Genomic DNA, 15,087 nt, shown 5'->3' with positions numbered 1-15,087 from the left:
AAACGTAAGCAGAAATTTAATATAATAGTTTTAATGTGCTAATGAGCGGTGAGGAGGGCAGGGCATGAATAAAGAAGAACAGGTCATGAACGGTTTCAGGGAATTATATAATAAGCTGGTTTGGCTTAATAAAGATAAGATGGAAGAGGGTCTTAAAGGTTTTAAGTCTTCTGAAGTCCACTGCATTGAATATATTGAAAACAATGCAGATTCTAACGTGACACAACTCGCAGAGGCTTTTTATGTGACTCGCGGTGCTATAAGTAGAATGACTAAGAAGCTCATACAAAAAGGCCTTGTTGAAAGCTACCAAAAGTCAGAAAATAAGAAAGAAATTTATTTTAGGCTTACCGAACAAGGGAAAGAAATTTATAAAATCCATGAAAATCTGCACAAAGAGTTTCAAGAGCGAGATAAAGCTGTATTTGAACAAGTAACTGAAGAAGAATTCAACAGTATAATTAGCTTTGTGGAAAAGTATAGTAGACATTTGGATGCAGAAATAAAGAAACAAGGTATACATATTAAATCGTAATATATTTTAATAATAAAGTGAAACTTTAATCAGTGGGGGGTCTTCATCTCCACTGATTATCAGCCCTCACCAATCGGGCTTTTACGGGCAGCCTTACTCTAATGAGAATAGGCTGCTTTTTTATTATTTTATTTTTGTTGACTAATCAACAAAAAAGAGTTATTATTTTGTTGACAAAGCAACATTTTTTAGGAGAGAAGTTAAATGTCTATATTTAGATCACAAAATGAAAGGAAAACTGAAAAAAACATAGATAAACATGCTTTACTATTCGGACTTATTTCTGTATTTCTTTGTGGTATAGGTTTCAGTATCATCATGCCTGTAGTCCCATTCTTAGTACAGCCATATACAAGTAATCCGGAAGAACAAGCATTGGTTGTTACACTACTAACTTCCGTATATGCGGCCTGCATGTTTTTAGCTGCACCAGTACTCGGAGCTTTAAGCGATAAGTATGGCCGTCGTCCACTACTTTTAATATGCTTATTTGGTTCTGCAATTGGGTACTTAGTTTTTGGAATAGGAGGAGCTTTATGGGTACTATTTGCTGGACGCATAATAGAAGGAATAACAGGCGGGAGCATAAGTACTATCTTCGCATATTTTGCAGACATCATTCCAAAAGAACAGAGAACGAAATATTTTGGATGGGTGAGTGCAGTTGTAGGTGCGGGAACTATCATTGGCCCAACCATTGGGGGGATACTTGCCAAGTTTGGTGATACTGTACCTATATATTTTGGTGCAATCATAACGTTAATAAATGTTGTATATGGGATCAAATATATGCCTGAGAGCCTTGAAAAAAATAATAGGTTGAAAGAGATTACTTTTGTAAGGTTAAATCCTTTTGTACAGCTAGCAAACATACTTTCCATGAAAAATTTAAAGTGGTTACTTGTCTCAGCGTTTTTACTTTGGATACCTAACGGATCTTTACAAGCAATTTTCACGCAATTTACAATGGATACTTTCAGTTGGAAACCTGCATTAATCGGACTTATGTTTTCAATTTTGGGCTTTCAAGACATTGTTTCACAAAGTTTTATCATGCCAAAGCTTTTGATCAAGCTTAGTGATAAACAAATAGCAATTCTTGGGATGGTTTCGGAGATTATAGGATACAGTTTTATTGCGGCATCAGCTTTGTTTTCACTCTATCCACTACTTATCGCTGGGATGCTGATGTATGGTTTTGGGGATTCAATTTTCGGACCTTCATTCAACGGGATGCTTTCAAAGTCTGTCAGTTCTAGTGAACAAGGAAGGATTCAAGGTGGAAGCCAATCTATTCAAGCTTTAGCAAGAATGATTGGTCCTATTCTTGGAGGACAAATCTATGTATCACTTGGTCATGCCGCACCTGCTTTTATGGGTATGATTCTTATAGTAGCGGCAATAGCAGTTTTATATAAGGGAACGCATGAAACTGTATAACAGATAGATATAAGAATAAATAAAAGGGAGTCAGAACTTAGGAACAAGTGCTGATTCCCTATTTGTTTACGGTTTGAGGACTAAGAGAAATTCTTTTACTGTTTAGGAATTTATTCTGCAATGCTCTCATGGTAAATGACTAGATAGTTTCATTATGCTTGTGCTGAAGTAAATAATGACTCCATCTTTATTTTGCTCTTTTCTCGAATTTCAGCATCTGCGTGTCTCATCACGTATTTATGCGCTACAGCGATTGCTAAAACATCATCTAATAAGCCGATCCCAATAATAGCAGCTATATCTGGAATGAAATCGATTGCTAATACGTAATAAGATAAAGCGGCTAATATTATGAATTTCGCTTTAGTAGGTAATTCTTTCTTTTTCATTGTGTAGAATAAAATAATACTTTCATATACGCTGGATTTACCGAGGTTTACAGAGCTTTTTTTGAACTTTTTCCAAAGTGTCTGTTTCTCCATATAAACACTCCTTTTACAAAAACATAGATTTTTTAAAAGGATGGACAAAGAAGTGAGAGATTAATCAATTTTATTGTTTTTCTTAATTATATATTTCCATAAAAATAGGGGAATACCTGTTCAAAATAATATAATGTGGATTATACAATGATTCACATTGTTCCGTTACATAGTATATATATTGTAAGATGTATGTGGATCATTTAGTTATTATTATGCATTTTATAAGCGGTATGGGGGAAGAAAAATGAAAATAATAGAACTACCAATTGAATTCGAATTTAACGGGCAAAAACAATGTATTTATCCAAGTTTAATTATATTACATAATGAATTAACGTTAGTCGATACAGGATATCCAAGTTTTTTACCTTTAATTGAAAATGCAATATTAAAACATGGATATGAGATGAAAAACTTAAAGAATATAATTATTACCCATTATGATGACGATCATATAGGGGCTGTATATGATTTTAAAGTGAAATACCCAAATATTAATGTTATTGCTAGTGAAATTGAATCTAACTATATTAGTGGTGATATAAAATCAGAGAGGTTAGTTCAAGCTGAAGAAATGTTAGAACGTATGCCAAATGAAGAAAAAGAATTTGGTAAATGGTTTATACAACAGTTAAAAAATATAAAACATATTTCCGTCGATGAAAAAGTGCATGATGGTCAAATGATTTTGAATAATGAATGTCAAATAGTAGCGACGCCAGGACATACTTCGGGGCATATTTCATTATATTTTCCGAATTTAGACTGTGTAATTACGGGAGATGCGGCTGTTCAAGAGAATCGTGAGTTAGTAATAGCTAATCCGAATTTTTGTTTGGATATAGAAAAAGCGAAACAGTCTTTAAATAGGATTAAAAGTTTTAAAAGTTTTAAAGCAGCACAGTATTATTGCTATCATGGAGGAAAGCTTACTGTATAAATTAATGAAAACCGGTCTTTCCTAAATCGAAAAGATCGGTTTTTTAGTTCATATATTTTGCGATTTCAACCAAATCAGTAACATTATATTTCGGTAAAATTGAAATATATATGTAAAGAAGAATATATATAATTTGAGCAAGGGTATAGGGGGGAGAAAATGGGTTCGTTATTTGATGTAATAGCAGATATCATTTTATTTTATCCTCGAAATGACATGAAATTGAAACACCATATCGCAAAATTAAGTGAATTAGAGTGGTTTCGAAATCTAAATGAAGATCCGAAGTATACAAGTTTAATTTGGAGTAATAGAAAAATTAAAAAGTATATTTTGTCTTCTACTAACATGGAAGCATTAATAAAATCTGAGAAAAAGCAAAAAGAATTTGTTCATCTAGTACAGGATGAATATAAAAAAAGAAGATAAGAATTTTTTTATTTTTCATATTTGGCGAAACAAATGGTACAATGAAAGCTAATGTGAAAAATAAGGAAAAGAAGTGGTCTATTTGAAAAACTTTTTAGAATTAGGAATTAGTGAAACTTTTAATCATACATTACGTGAAAATGGAATTACAGAAGCAACACCAATTCAAGAGAAGGCAATTCCAGTTATTCTGTCAGGTAAAGATATTATTGGGCAGGCGAAAACAGGAACGGGTAAAACGTTAGCATTCGTGTTACCGATTTTAGAAAAAATCGATCCAGAATCTAGTGATGTTCAGGCCTTAATTGTTGCACCAACAAGGGAACTAGCTCTGCAAATTACAACTGAAATTAAAAAAATGCTTGTTCAAAGAGAAGATATTAATGTACTAGCGATTTATGGTGGGCAAGATGTAGCACAACAATTGAGAAAATTAAAAGGTAATACACATATTGTTGTTGCAACACCAGGACGATTATTAGATCATATACGACGTGAAACAATTGATTTAAGTAATCTTTCAACGATTGTACTAGATGAAGCGGATCAAATGCTTTATTTTGGTTTCTTATATGATATTGAAGATATTTTAGATGAGACACCAGGTAGTAAACAAACGATGTTATTCTCAGCAACGATGCCAAAAGATATTAAAAAATTGGCGAAGCGTTATATGGATGAACCGCAAATGATTGAAGTACAAAGTGAAGAAGTAACGGTTGATACAATTGAGCAGCGTGTCATTGAGACGACAGACCGTGCAAAGCCAGATGCACTTCGTTTTGTTATGGATCGTGATCAGCCATTTTTAGCTGTTATTTTCTGTCGTACAAAGGTTAGAGCAAGTAAGCTTTATGATAATTTAAAAGGACTAGGTTATAATTGTGCTGAACTTCATGGTGATATACCTCAAGCGAAACGTGAAAGAGTTATGAAGAGTTTCCGCGAAGCTAAAATTCAGTACTTAATCGCAACGGATGTAGCAGCTCGTGGACTTGATGTAGATGGTGTAACGCACGTATTTAACTATGATATCCCTGAAGATGTAGAAAGTTACATTCATCGCATTGGCCGAACAGGACGTGCAGGTGGATCAGGTCTTGCAATTACGTTCGTTGCAGCGAAAGATGAAAAACATTTAGAAGAAATTGAAAAAACGCTTGGTGCACCAATACAAAGAGAAATAATCGAACAACCGAAGATAAAACGTGTAGATGAAAATGGAAAACCGGTACCAAAGCCGGCTCCGAAGAAATCAGGTCAAAATCGTCAAAGAGATAGCCGCGAAGGTTCAAGAAGTGAATCAAGACGTGATTCGAGAAATAGCTCGAGAAGTGATTCAAGAAATAGTTCGAGAAATGAAAATAACCGATCATTTAATAAGCCAAGTAATAAAAAAGGTAGTACAAAGCAAGGTCAGCAAAGACGTGGTCGTTAAATAGTTATAATTGTAAAAGAGTCCCGAAATATTGTGGCTCTTTTTTTGTTTGTATACAACAAGGATGATGGCAAGAAAAAATTTCATTCACCGTATTTGAAATTTATAAAGGGAATTTTATAGTTCAAAACCAGTAGAGAAAGGGTATTACTGTCATTCAGCAGAACACTTTGGTTAAAAGAAAAGGTATTGAAGCGAGCGAGTATTTTCATTATACATTCCGCAATTATCGAAATAGAACAAGAGAAGTTTATGAAGGATTAAACTCGTATTGGTGTACGATCGTTGGAAACTGGAAAACTAATTTGTTAGTTTTTATCGATGAGGAACTCGAGAAGCACCACTGCCATCCTTATGGGGAAATTGCTTACGACGACGATGAAGGTAATGTAGTGATAATATGCGAAATAAGAAAAAAGGACTAGCAGTCGTACCTGCCGTCCTTTAATAGGAGAAAAAGTAATCTTGTTTAGAACTACGCATAAACAGAAAATTTGCTTGTAATTAGTTTTACCCTAAATATACGTGTCTATACAAAAAAGGGATAAGTAAAAAATACTTATCCCCGGAAGGGAAATCCCAAGTACCAAAATGGCTCGTATTGGTCTGCAGGTTCAAAAGTAGTATATGTAAAACGAAAAATCTCATACAAAAAGCAGACAACGATTTTGGTTGTCTGCCAGTGAGTTCAATGAGTTAGCTAATTGTGATAATTTGCATCCCCATTGCGAGAAGAGTGAAGCTGCTAGTTCAAACAGCTTGTTGGTATTATTTTCGATTTCTTAAAAAATATACATCAAAAGAAAGAGGTATTAGCCATGGACACGGCAGCTTGAAAGTAGTATGTATTTTTATTTGAAAAATATTCAAGGGGTGAAGAAACATGGAATGTTTAATAAAGGTGTTTGTTTTATTAATCAGTTAATTAATAAAACAAAATAGTTATTTGGGAGAAAGGGAAAATGAATATGAGATGAATTGAAGCTGTTGAAAAATTACTTGAAGTGATGAAAGAATGCTTTTGGAACGGAACATCTTTAAAGGGTGAAGCTAATGATTTTAATATTGTATCTTGGCTGATTGAAGAAGCGACGCGTAAAACAAAATAAAAATTTCATTTTGTAGCAAAGGGGAATAGATATGTGTACTTATTGGGGAAAAGTAGATAAAGAGTTCTTTAAGAGGCAAGAACCGGAACAAAATAAAAGAGCAGCTAGCAAAAGCTAACTGCTCAATACAAGGAGATACAGAGAAGACTACTTTAAATGAATGTTGGCATACAGCCCACATTCAGTATTGACCGAATATTTATTTTAAATTCAATTTATTTAAAGTAAACATCCCAACAGATAAAATGGTTGCGCCTGCTACAGAACCTAGCCAGTCTCTCCAGCCTAATGTATTTAAAGATACATATGTTAAATCCGTAATTAAGAAGATAGCAAACATTAATACACCAAATGCTAAGTATCCCCAAAATGTTTGCAAATATTTAATCATCTTCTTTCGGAACTTGCTCATATAAATCACCCTTATTAATAATTTATATTTTTATAAATAAATTATTATATATAAAAATATAAAAGTACGAAATATGCAATATTACATATTGGAACTCAACAAAATACTCCATTGATAAGTACATAGATCGAACGGAGGCATCGTTCTTTTCCTAAAATGAAAGGTGACGATAAGAAACATGAGATACGTTTTAAACAAATTGAGCGGACGTTAAAAAATAAAAATTTATAAAGGAAATAGAAAGTATGGTGTTGTATATGTACGATAATAGGAAACTTTTTGCAAACTAAACATATAATTTTAATAGACCGACAGTCGGTCTGGTAGGAAGGAGAACTTGAATGCGAATTGTAAAGGAGTATGAGGAGCGTAGAAAGGAAATTTTAGAAACAGCTGAGCGTTTGTTTCTTACGAAAGGTTATACGAAAACAACCGTGAATGATATTTTAAAAGAAATTGGTATAGCAAAGGGGACGTTTTATCATTATTTTAAGTCGAAGGAGGAAGTAATGGATGAAATCATTATGAGGATTATTAAAGAGGGTGTCACTAAGGCGAAAAGGATTGTCTCCAATCCCGATATCCACGTTTTAGATAAGTTATTTAAAATTTTAATGGAACAATCACCAAAATCAGGAGATGTCAAAGAAAAAATGATTGAACAATTCCATCAACCAAATAATGCAGAAATGCATCAGAAAAGTTTAGTGCAATCCATTATACATTTATCTCCTGTATTAACGGAAGTTTTAGAGCAAGGAATAGAAGAAGGCATATTTTATACTCCATACCCACAAGAAACAATTGAATTATTACTCTCTTCAGCACAAGTCATATTTGATGATGGTTTATTTCAGTGGAAACCGGAAGAAATGATGAGAAGAGCTAAGGCTTATATTAAAATGATGGAAGTATCTGTTGGAGCGAAAGAAGGGTCCTTTGATTATATGATCGAGGTTTTAATGAAACAGAAATAGCTTTTTTCTGTTTGGGTGTTATAGACCGGCAGTCGGTCTAGACTAAATGAAGGATGTGATGAGGATGCCAGCAAGTATTCAATCTTCCTTGAAAGATTTTCACTTAATGGTAAGTGGTCAAATTATTACTATTTTAGGTTCAACACTATTACGTTTTGCACTGTCTTTATATGTGCTAGATATAACAGGACGTGCCGATATATTTGCAGGGTTATATGCCATAACGAGTATCCCGTTTTTGTTAGCTCCTCTTGGCGGAGCGATAGCAGATCGTTTCAACCGCCGTAATGTAATGGTCATTTTGGATTTTATAAACGCTGCTATTGTATTAAGCTTTATAGTTTTGTTATTAACTGAATCGGTATCTATTTTATTGATTGGAACAATTATGTTTTTACTAGCAGTCGTTAGTGCAATGTACGCACCAGTTGTTATGGCAAGTATTCCGCAATTAGTTCCAGAGAAAAAGTTAGAACAAGCAAACGGTATCATAAATGGTGTGCAAGCATTATCTAATATAGTTGCACCTGTACTAGGAGGAATATTATATGGCATAATTGGTTTGAAAATGCTCGTCATAATAAGTTGTCTTGCTTTCTTTTTATCTGCAATTTTAGAAATGTTTATTACAATACCTTTTATAAAAAGAGCGCAAGAAAGCCATATCATACCGACAATTATAAAAGATATGAAAGAAGGTTTTCTTTATGTTTTAAAGCAACCTTTTATTTTGAAGGCTATGTTACTTGCAGCTTTACTAAACTTAATTTTGACACCGTTATTTGTTGTTGGAGGACCTATTATATTACGAGTAACTATGCAGAGTAGCGATACGATGTATGGAATTGGAATGGGATTAATTGATTTTGCAACCATATTAGGGGCATTGTCAATCGGTTTCTTTGCTAAAAAGTTACAGATGAAAACATTATATAATTGGATGCTTATCATAGCTTTATTAGTTATACCAGTGGCACTATCAGTTACACCGTTTACTCTTAATTTAGGATACTATCCACCATTTATCCTCTTTATACTTTCTTCTCTTCTAATCGCAATGATTATGACAATTGTATCCATCTATGTGATTACTGTAGTCCAAAAGAAAACACCAAATGAAAATCTAGGAAAAGTAATGGCAATTATAACAGCGGTATCTCAATGTATGGCACCAATTGGGCAAGTCGTATATGGTTTTATGTTTGAAGGATTCAGTACGAAAATTTATTTACCTATATTAGCTATAAGTTTCATAATGATAATAATAGCGGTGGTGACGAAGAAAATATTAAGAAATGAAGGGAACTAGCTTCATATGCTTAGAGTATTAGCGAAACCCAATCCTAATCAATTCTTTGTCTAATATCCAGTAATAAAAACTGACTGCATCAACGTCAACTAATGATTGGAATACTTTATCAAGATTTGTACTTACTACAGGGATTTCATAGTTATCCCATATTATAAAAATCTGTTCGTCAAAATCTAGTTGGTTTGCTCTAATAAGGGAAATTAGTTGTTCTTTGTTCGAAGCTATGAATTGGTTATCTATCTGTTCCCAATCTATTCTTCCCGAGACAGTTATAGGAAATGAATTCATTAAAATAATAGCAATCTGCTGGCTTTTTTCTTGGGAGAAAATGAGAGTTTCGTTTCCTAGGGATTCAAGGCATTCACTAAACAAAGGGTTTGTGTCATTGTTGTTTTTGGTTTTCAGTGCTCTTAACTTTTGTCGCAATTTCCATTGTCTTGACGATCTATCATCCATTTTTAACATTCCTTATACAATTATTTAATAATGAGTATAGCATATAAGGGAAGTCTTTATGAAAAGGAACTTTTTAAATATAAATTAAATAAAAGCGTTATTTGAAAAAAAGCCTTTTAAGGAAAGATAAGAGGCCATCAAAAAATATAACAACATGAAAATTTTATATTATGTATATACAATTTAAAGAGTTAGTGGAAATAATAAAATGTATAAAATTCTTATAAAAAAGCCCTAGGATTAGGGGATCTAGGGCTTCCTCTGTTGGTATATCTCACACGACATTATAAAAAGAAAAGAACTTAATGAAGGTAACACATGAATGTTTCGTAAATGTATCAAAAAAGTGAACAAAAGCGTTATTTTATTAGAAAAGTATGATTGTATGAAATAACATGTTTTGCGGCAGGCGATTTAGATGAGCGAAATGGATCGGAAATAACAGATTGGGATGTATATAGAGGATGGAGTCTACAAGGTGGTCTTGCATACTCGGAAGAAAAGTTAAGAGAGATATTTAAAGAATTTGAGGTAATTGAGATTAGAAGGATGAAACAAATGAAACAACCGAAAGAAATGTTTGGAGAATCATTTCTTTGGACAGCATTATTTAAGAAGAAATAATAAAGTAGATAATTGACAAACTCATCGTTTTTATAGACAATACACTTATAGGAATGTACGTTCGGTTTTTTGCCGACTTATGTTTTACATAAATATATAACAAGGGGCTGTCTCCATATGAGTAACACAAATCAAAAAATTACTACGTTTTTAATGTTTGAAGGCAAAGCTGAGGAAGCAATGAATTTTTATACGTCGCTATTTGATCAATCGGAAATTGTAAGTATTTCTCGCTACGATGAAAATGGACCTGGTAAAGAGGGAACTGTAATTCATGCAACTTTTACGCTAAATGGCCAAGAGTTTATGTGTATTGATAGTTATGTAAATCATAATTTTACATTCACTCCAGCTATGTCTCTTTATGTAACTTGTGAGACAGAAGAAGAAATTGAAACGGTCTTTCATAAACTAGCGCAGGATGGAGCAATTCTCATGCCTTTAGGTTCTTATCCGTTTAGTAAAAAGTTGGGCTGGTTAAATGATAAGTATGGTGTATCTTGGCAGTTAACTCTTGCTGAATAAAAAAGAAAAAGCATAGCTTATTTGTTTAATGGATTTAGTTAAAAGCTTGAAAAATGAAATAACATAAAAAAGCGTTCCAACTGTCAACAGATTTAGAATGCTTTTTTTGTGTCTTTTTAGAATTTTTAGTAATTATTAGTGTTTATCTGTTAATATAAATATAGACAACTATGTATGAACTATCAGGCCGGTTAATAGAAAAAGGAAAGCATAAATAGTTAATAAGTTTACACTTAAAATCCAACTAGATCGTTAGGAGGACTAATCGCAATGGATATTACACAACAAAACAGTAATGCATGGGATAAGAAGGTTGAAGAAGGTTCTAGATACACGCAGCCTGTAAGTAGCGAGGTTATTGAGAAAAGCAAATCAGGTGAATGGGAGATTACAGTCACTACGGAAAAATCAGTTCCTAGAAAGTGGTTTCCAAAGTCATTAGATGGATTAAAGATACTTTGCTTAGCATCAGGTGGCGGACAACAAGCACCTGTTCTAGCTGCTGCTGGAGCAGATGTAACAGTTACTGATATATCTAAGAAGCAATTGGAACAAGATGAAAAGGTAGCAAAACGGGATGGTTTGACTTTGAAAACAGTACAAGGAGATATGTCAGACCTTGGTGATTTTGAGGATGAATATTTTGATATTGTTATAAATCCTGTTTCTAATTTGTTTGTAAAAGATGTTCATCTTGTATGGAATGAAGTTTCTAGGGTTTTAAAGAATAAAGGTATTCTTATTGCTGGATTTACAAATCCGTTACTATGGATTTTTGATGATAACCAAGAGCAAAAAGGTATTCTTGATGTTAAACATTCAATTCCTTCATCAACATTGGATTATTTACCAGAGGATGAAGTTCAAGATTACATCGATTCAAATCAAACAATAGAATATGCGCATACTTTAGAAGACCAAATCCAAGGCCAAATTGAAGCTGGTTTTGCTATAACAGGTTTTTATGAGGATGATTTTGGTGGGACAAGGATATTAGATAAGCATATTAAAACATTTATTGCGACAAAAGCTATAAAGTTAAAGATGGATTAAGAATTTTTGCTTGTCATACGGGGCGTCAGTCGAAGAATGCTCTTAAAATAGAAAAGGAGGGTGCTTTCCATCCTTTTCCTTATGTATTTTGAGTGTCGAAACTATTCTCAAAACAAGTTTTACACTACCAATTGTATAATTAGGTTATGCTTTTATATTAAGAATTTTGCTGACCAAATCTTTTCCCGAGTTTAGCTAACAATTCAGGTTGATCGCTTTGGCTCATTATAACTTCAATAAAGATAAGTTGATTCTTATTAAAAGTTATATTTGTTAAGACTTCTGCTAATTCTGCTTCATTTTCTACTTTAAATGTTAGACTTTTTTCTTCTGACCCAAATACCATTGATAGTTTATTGTAATCCCACATTTGTATATCATTATAAGGTTGGTTTTGGCCGTGAATGGCACGTTCAACGGTGTATCCGTTGTTATTGATTAAAAATATAATCGGTTTTAAATTTTGACGTAGTATAGTTGATAACTCTTGGGCAGTTACTTGGAAAGAACCATCACCAATAATTAAAATGTTGCGCCGTGATAAATTGGCGAGCTGTGTACCAAGTAGAGCGGGCAGTGTATATCCGATAGATCCCCATAACGGTTGTCCTACATATGCAGTGTTATTAGGTAGAGGGATAGCAGCACTACCAAAGAAAGGTGTTCCTTGTTCTACAATTAAGATGTCGTTTTCTTGTAAGAAATGGTACATTTGCTGCCAAAAACGTTTTTGTGTGATCATTCGTGCTTTTGGATTGAACTCTTCAGTAAAAGGTGATGGTGCTGAAATAAATGGCTTAATTTCAAGAGTATCTTTATTACGATGCGCAATTGAATCACTTAAATGTTGTAAAACATCCTGCATTACAACTGGACCGTATTTTTTATCTATAATTTTCACAGTGTAGGGATGGATTTCTATAACTTGTTCTTTTGTAAAACCTTGTGTGAAGCCGCCTGTAATAGTATCAGTTAACTTCACACCAATACTAATAATACAATCAGATTCATCAATTCTTTTTCGCAAGTACGGAGAACTTACATCACCAGTATAAATCCCTATAAATTGAGGGTGTTTTTCTGGGAATATTCCTTTTCCCATACTTAACGTCGCGATGGGAAACCCAGTTTTTTCTACAAATTGATGTAAATTTTCTTTAGCGTGAAATCGATCTACTTCAAAATCAGCTAAAATTACAGGTTTTTTGGCGTTATTTATTATTGAAGTAGCATGTAGTAGCATTTTATCCAACGCTTCTTTATTACTTAAAATCGGTTTATATAAAATTGGTTCTGTAGGTTTATTAATTGGTTTATTATATACATCAATCGGCAAATTAATATGAACCGGGCGTTTTTCATTCCAACATGCACGTAAAACACGGTCAATTTCCTCAGCAGCATGCTCAGGTTTTACATTTGTTTGTGCCACAGTGATTTCTCGATACATATTGGAAAAGTGATCGAACTTTCCATCTCCTAACGTATGATGGACGATTGCTCCATTTTCCATTACTTTTGTTGGTGGCGTACCAGTGATTTTTATAACTGGCACGTTTTCCGCATATGAGCCAGCAATACCGTTAATAGCGCTTAATTCTCCAACTCCGAAAGTAGTAATAAGAGCAGCGATTCCTTTTATGCGAGCGTACCCATCTGCTGCATATGCAGCATTTAATTCGTTACAATTGCCAATCCACTTTAAATTTTCATGTGCTACCACATCATCTAAAAAGGCAAGATTATAATCACCAGGAACCCCAAATATATGTTCAATTCCTAATTCATGTAGTCTATCCAATAAATATGTACTTACAGTATATTGTTTTTTCAAATGAATCATCTCCTAATTATGCAATGAATGTTTCAATAGACTAAATAAGTTCTAATGCGTTGATTAAAATATTCATTACTAGATTGTGGTATAATTTACATACAGGGGGAAAGTAGATGACACAACATAAAGAAGAACAGATGAATGAGGCATTAGCATTATTTTATTTTGCATATAAAACATTTACTGAAAAGCCAGATGAAATTATAAAAGAATATGGCATTCAACGAGTACATCATCGAATTTTATTTTTTATCGCACGTTTTCCAGGGATAAGTGTAAATGAGTTATTATCACTATTAGAAATAAGTAAACAAGCTCTCCACGGACCGCTACGTCAACTTGTGGAAAAGGGCTTAATTGAGAGTAATGAAGCTATGCATGATCGACGTGTGAAACAGTTGTCTTTAACAGAAAAAGGTACAGATTTAGAGAAAAAACTGAGTGATGTACAAAGACAACAAATGGGTGCTATTTTTTCAAAATTTGGTGAATCATGTGAGGACAATTGGCACCAAGTTATGAATGAAATGGCAAATAGCCGATCAGGTTTTGATGCTTGGATAACGAAACGTGAACTACCAGTCGATCAAAAATAATGAAAAAACTTCTGTTTTTATCGTTTGAAAAAGAACAAATTTTATCCATACATTTGGCAACTATGATTTGGTCATAGAGTGAATGGATAAAAAGATACATTACTAGATACTTTATACGTGTACGCAATGGAACAATAAAATTCACATTTCCGAAAGGGGAATTATAATGATAAAACTTGTACTTATTCGTCACGGACAAAGTTTATGGAATCTTGAAAATCGCTTTACTGGATGGACAGATGTTGATCTATCAGAGAATGGATTAAGTGAAGCGAGAGAAGCAGGAGCAATATTAAAGGAAAACGGATATACTTTTGATGTGGCTTATACATCAGTATTAAAACGCGCAATTCGGACGTTATGGATTGTACTTCATGAGATGGATCTTACTTGGGTTCCAATACATAAATCTTGGAAGCTAAATGAAAGACATTATGGTGCATTGCAAGGGCTGAATAAAGATGAAACTGCACAAAAATATGGTGAGGAGCAAGTTCATATTTGGAGAAGAAGTGTTGATGTAAGACCACCGGCTCTCACTGAAGACGATCCTCGATATGAAGCGACCGATCCAAGATATAAAACACTCAAAAAAGGTGAATTTCCATTAACTGAATGTTTAGAGGATACGGAGAAGAGAGTACTTGCTTATTGGCATTCAGAAATTGCGCCGACATTAAAAAGTGGTAATAAAGTAATTATTTCATCACACGGTAACACAATTCGCTCGCTAGTAAAATATTTAGACAACCTTTCAAGTGATGGTGTAGTTTCATTAAATATTCCCACTAGCATTCCGCTTGTTTATGAATTAGACGAAAACTTACGTCCGATTCGTCATTATTATTTAAGTATGGATGGAGAAGTACCTGAAGGGGAAATTCCGAAACATATTTCTTTTTAATACGAAAATTTGAAA

Annotated in this window: 15 protein-coding genes and 1 pseudogene; 12 read left to right on the top strand and 4 right to left on the bottom strand. The window is 33.4% G+C overall.

All coding sequences use genetic code 11. The features are described from left to right. Positions 1-64: 64 nt before the first annotated feature. Both MR107_RS08845 and MR107_RS08840 read left to right on the top strand, forming a co-directional pair. The gene (locus MR107_RS08845) at positions 65-535 is read left to right on the top strand and encodes a MarR family transcriptional regulator (RefSeq protein WP_001030904.1); all 471 of its coding nucleotides are present in this window, start codon (positions 65-67) and stop codon (positions 533-535) included. Positions 536-739: 204 nt separating this feature from the next. Then, positions 740-1,975, top strand: a complete 1,236-nt coding sequence (locus MR107_RS08840; RefSeq protein WP_242244997.1) for an MFS transporter — start codon at positions 740-742, stop codon at positions 1,973-1,975. A 152-nt stretch (positions 1,976-2,127) separates the two neighbouring features. Here MR107_RS08840 and MR107_RS08835 read toward each other — a convergent pair whose 3' ends face one another. Next, the gene (locus MR107_RS08835; protein WP_000415082.1) at positions 2,128-2,457 is read right to left on the bottom strand and encodes a YkvA family protein; all 330 of its coding nucleotides are present in this window, start codon (positions 2,455-2,457) and stop codon (positions 2,128-2,130) included. Positions 2,458-2,704: 247 nt separating this feature from the next. Between MR107_RS08835 and MR107_RS08830 the strand changes: the two genes are divergently transcribed. The 3 genes from MR107_RS08830 to MR107_RS08820 all read left to right on the top strand — a co-directional run bounded on the left by MR107_RS08830 (position 2,705) and on the right by MR107_RS08820 (position 5,267). Beyond that, positions 2,705-3,400: an MBL fold metallo-hydrolase gene (locus tag MR107_RS08830; protein ID WP_242292257.1), complete on the top strand. Its 696-nt coding sequence runs from the start codon at positions 2,705-2,707 to the stop codon at positions 3,398-3,400. A gap of 159 nt (positions 3,401-3,559) precedes the next feature. Continuing rightward, entirely contained in the window at positions 3,560-3,829 is a 270-nt protein-coding gene (locus MR107_RS08825) for a hypothetical protein (protein ID WP_000535038.1), read from the top strand. Between the two features lie 73 nt (positions 3,830-3,902). After that, positions 3,903-5,267, top strand: coding sequence for a DEAD/DEAH box helicase (locus tag MR107_RS08820; protein ID WP_242292256.1), 1,365 nt, complete (start codon positions 3,903-3,905; stop codon positions 5,265-5,267). Between the two features lie 1,308 nt (positions 5,268-6,575). Here the strand turns inward: MR107_RS08820 and MR107_RS08815 are convergent. Continuing rightward, positions 6,576-6,788 carry a hypothetical protein gene (locus MR107_RS08815; protein WP_102956694.1) on the bottom strand — a complete coding sequence of 71 codons (213 nt, stop codon included), beginning with the start codon at positions 6,786-6,788 and terminating at the stop codon, positions 6,576-6,578. A gap of 341 nt (positions 6,789-7,129) precedes the next feature. On the opposite strand from MR107_RS08815, the gene MR107_RS08810 reads away from it, so the two are divergent. Then, positions 7,130-7,765 (top strand): TetR/AcrR family transcriptional regulator, encoded by a 636-nt coding sequence (locus tag MR107_RS08810; RefSeq protein WP_242292255.1) that lies wholly within the window; start codon positions 7,130-7,132, stop codon positions 7,763-7,765. Positions 7,766-7,829: 64 nt separating this feature from the next. Continuing rightward, positions 7,830-9,074 carry an MFS transporter gene (locus tag MR107_RS08805; RefSeq protein ID WP_017658000.1) on the top strand — a complete coding sequence of 415 codons (1,245 nt, stop codon included), beginning with the start codon at positions 7,830-7,832 and terminating at the stop codon, positions 9,072-9,074. A gap of 18 nt (positions 9,075-9,092) precedes the next feature. On the opposite strand, the gene MR107_RS08800 is transcribed toward MR107_RS08805, so the two are convergent. Then, the gene (locus MR107_RS08800; protein WP_140158291.1) at positions 9,093-9,533 is read right to left on the bottom strand and encodes a CDI toxin immunity protein; all 441 of its coding nucleotides are present in this window, start codon (positions 9,531-9,533) and stop codon (positions 9,093-9,095) included. A gap of 384 nt (positions 9,534-9,917) precedes the next feature. On the opposite strand from MR107_RS08800, the pseudogene MR107_RS08795 reads away from it, so the two are divergent. The 3 genes and pseudogenes from MR107_RS08795 to MR107_RS08785 form a co-directional block, all read left to right on the top strand. Next, positions 9,918-10,157: pseudogene (locus tag MR107_RS08795) on the top strand (SAM-dependent methyltransferase); the annotation flags it as partial. Between the two features lie 117 nt (positions 10,158-10,274). Beyond that, positions 10,275-10,682 carry a VOC family protein gene (locus MR107_RS08790; RefSeq protein WP_242292254.1) on the top strand — a complete coding sequence of 136 codons (408 nt, stop codon included), beginning with the start codon at positions 10,275-10,277 and terminating at the stop codon, positions 10,680-10,682. A 270-nt stretch (positions 10,683-10,952) separates the two neighbouring features. Further along, entirely contained in the window at positions 10,953-11,735 is a 783-nt protein-coding gene (locus MR107_RS08785; protein WP_000355673.1) for a class I SAM-dependent methyltransferase, read from the top strand. Positions 11,736-11,892: 157 nt separating this feature from the next. On the opposite strand, the gene MR107_RS08780 is transcribed toward MR107_RS08785, so the two are convergent. Then, positions 11,893-13,578, bottom strand: a complete 1,686-nt coding sequence (locus MR107_RS08780; RefSeq protein ID WP_242292253.1) for an alpha-keto acid decarboxylase family protein — start codon at positions 13,576-13,578, stop codon at positions 11,893-11,895. A 107-nt stretch (positions 13,579-13,685) separates the two neighbouring features. On the opposite strand from MR107_RS08780, the gene MR107_RS08775 reads away from it, so the two are divergent. Next, positions 13,686-14,168, top strand: a complete 483-nt coding sequence (locus MR107_RS08775) for a MarR family winged helix-turn-helix transcriptional regulator (protein WP_000191889.1) — start codon at positions 13,686-13,688, stop codon at positions 14,166-14,168. A gap of 166 nt (positions 14,169-14,334) precedes the next feature. Beyond that, positions 14,335-15,072 (top strand): 2,3-diphosphoglycerate-dependent phosphoglycerate mutase, encoded by a 738-nt coding sequence (gpmA, locus tag MR107_RS08770; RefSeq protein WP_242292252.1) that lies wholly within the window; start codon positions 14,335-14,337, stop codon positions 15,070-15,072. Positions 15,073-15,087: the final 15 nt, after the last annotated feature.

It is taken from the genome of Bacillus cereus group sp. BfR-BA-01441, from assembly GCF_022663075.1.
Classification (GTDB): domain Bacteria; phylum Bacillota; class Bacilli; order Bacillales; family Bacillaceae_G; genus Bacillus_A; species Bacillus_A cereus.
The sequence above is the reverse complement of the archived record's forward strand: the minus strand, read 5'-3'. Positions and strand labels throughout refer to the sequence as shown.

Coding starts and splice junctions, on each gene's coding strand:
- MR107_RS08830 (WP_242292257.1), top strand. CDS start 2,705: ATGAAAATAATAGAACTACCAATTGAATTCGAATTTAACGGGCAAAAA.
- MR107_RS08775 (WP_000191889.1), top strand. CDS start 13,686: ATGACACAACATAAAGAAGAACAGATGAATGAGGCATTAGCATTATTT.
- MR107_RS08800 (WP_140158291.1), bottom strand. CDS start 9,533: ATGGATGATAGATCGTCAAGACAATGGAAATTGCGACAAAAGTTAAGA.
- MR107_RS08785 (WP_000355673.1), top strand. CDS start 10,953: ATGGATATTACACAACAAAACAGTAATGCATGGGATAAGAAGGTTGAA.
- MR107_RS08805 (WP_017658000.1), top strand. CDS start 7,830: ATGCCAGCAAGTATTCAATCTTCCTTGAAAGATTTTCACTTAATGGTA.
- MR107_RS08780 (WP_242292253.1), bottom strand. CDS start 13,578: ATGATTCATTTGAAAAAACAATATACTGTAAGTACATATTTATTGGAT.
- gpmA (WP_242292252.1), top strand. CDS start 14,335: ATGATAAAACTTGTACTTATTCGTCACGGACAAAGTTTATGGAATCTT.
- MR107_RS08815 (WP_102956694.1), bottom strand. CDS start 6,788: ATGAGCAAGTTCCGAAAGAAGATGATTAAATATTTGCAAACATTTTGG.
- MR107_RS08840 (WP_242244997.1), top strand. CDS start 740: ATGTCTATATTTAGATCACAAAATGAAAGGAAAACTGAAAAAAACATA.
- MR107_RS08825 (WP_000535038.1), top strand. CDS start 3,560: ATGGGTTCGTTATTTGATGTAATAGCAGATATCATTTTATTTTATCCT.
- MR107_RS08835 (WP_000415082.1), bottom strand. CDS start 2,457: ATGGAGAAACAGACACTTTGGAAAAAGTTCAAAAAAAGCTCTGTAAAC.
- MR107_RS08810 (WP_242292255.1), top strand. CDS start 7,130: ATGCGAATTGTAAAGGAGTATGAGGAGCGTAGAAAGGAAATTTTAGAA.
- MR107_RS08790 (WP_242292254.1), top strand. CDS start 10,275: ATGAGTAACACAAATCAAAAAATTACTACGTTTTTAATGTTTGAAGGC.
- MR107_RS08845 (WP_001030904.1), top strand. CDS start 65: ATGAATAAAGAAGAACAGGTCATGAACGGTTTCAGGGAATTATATAAT.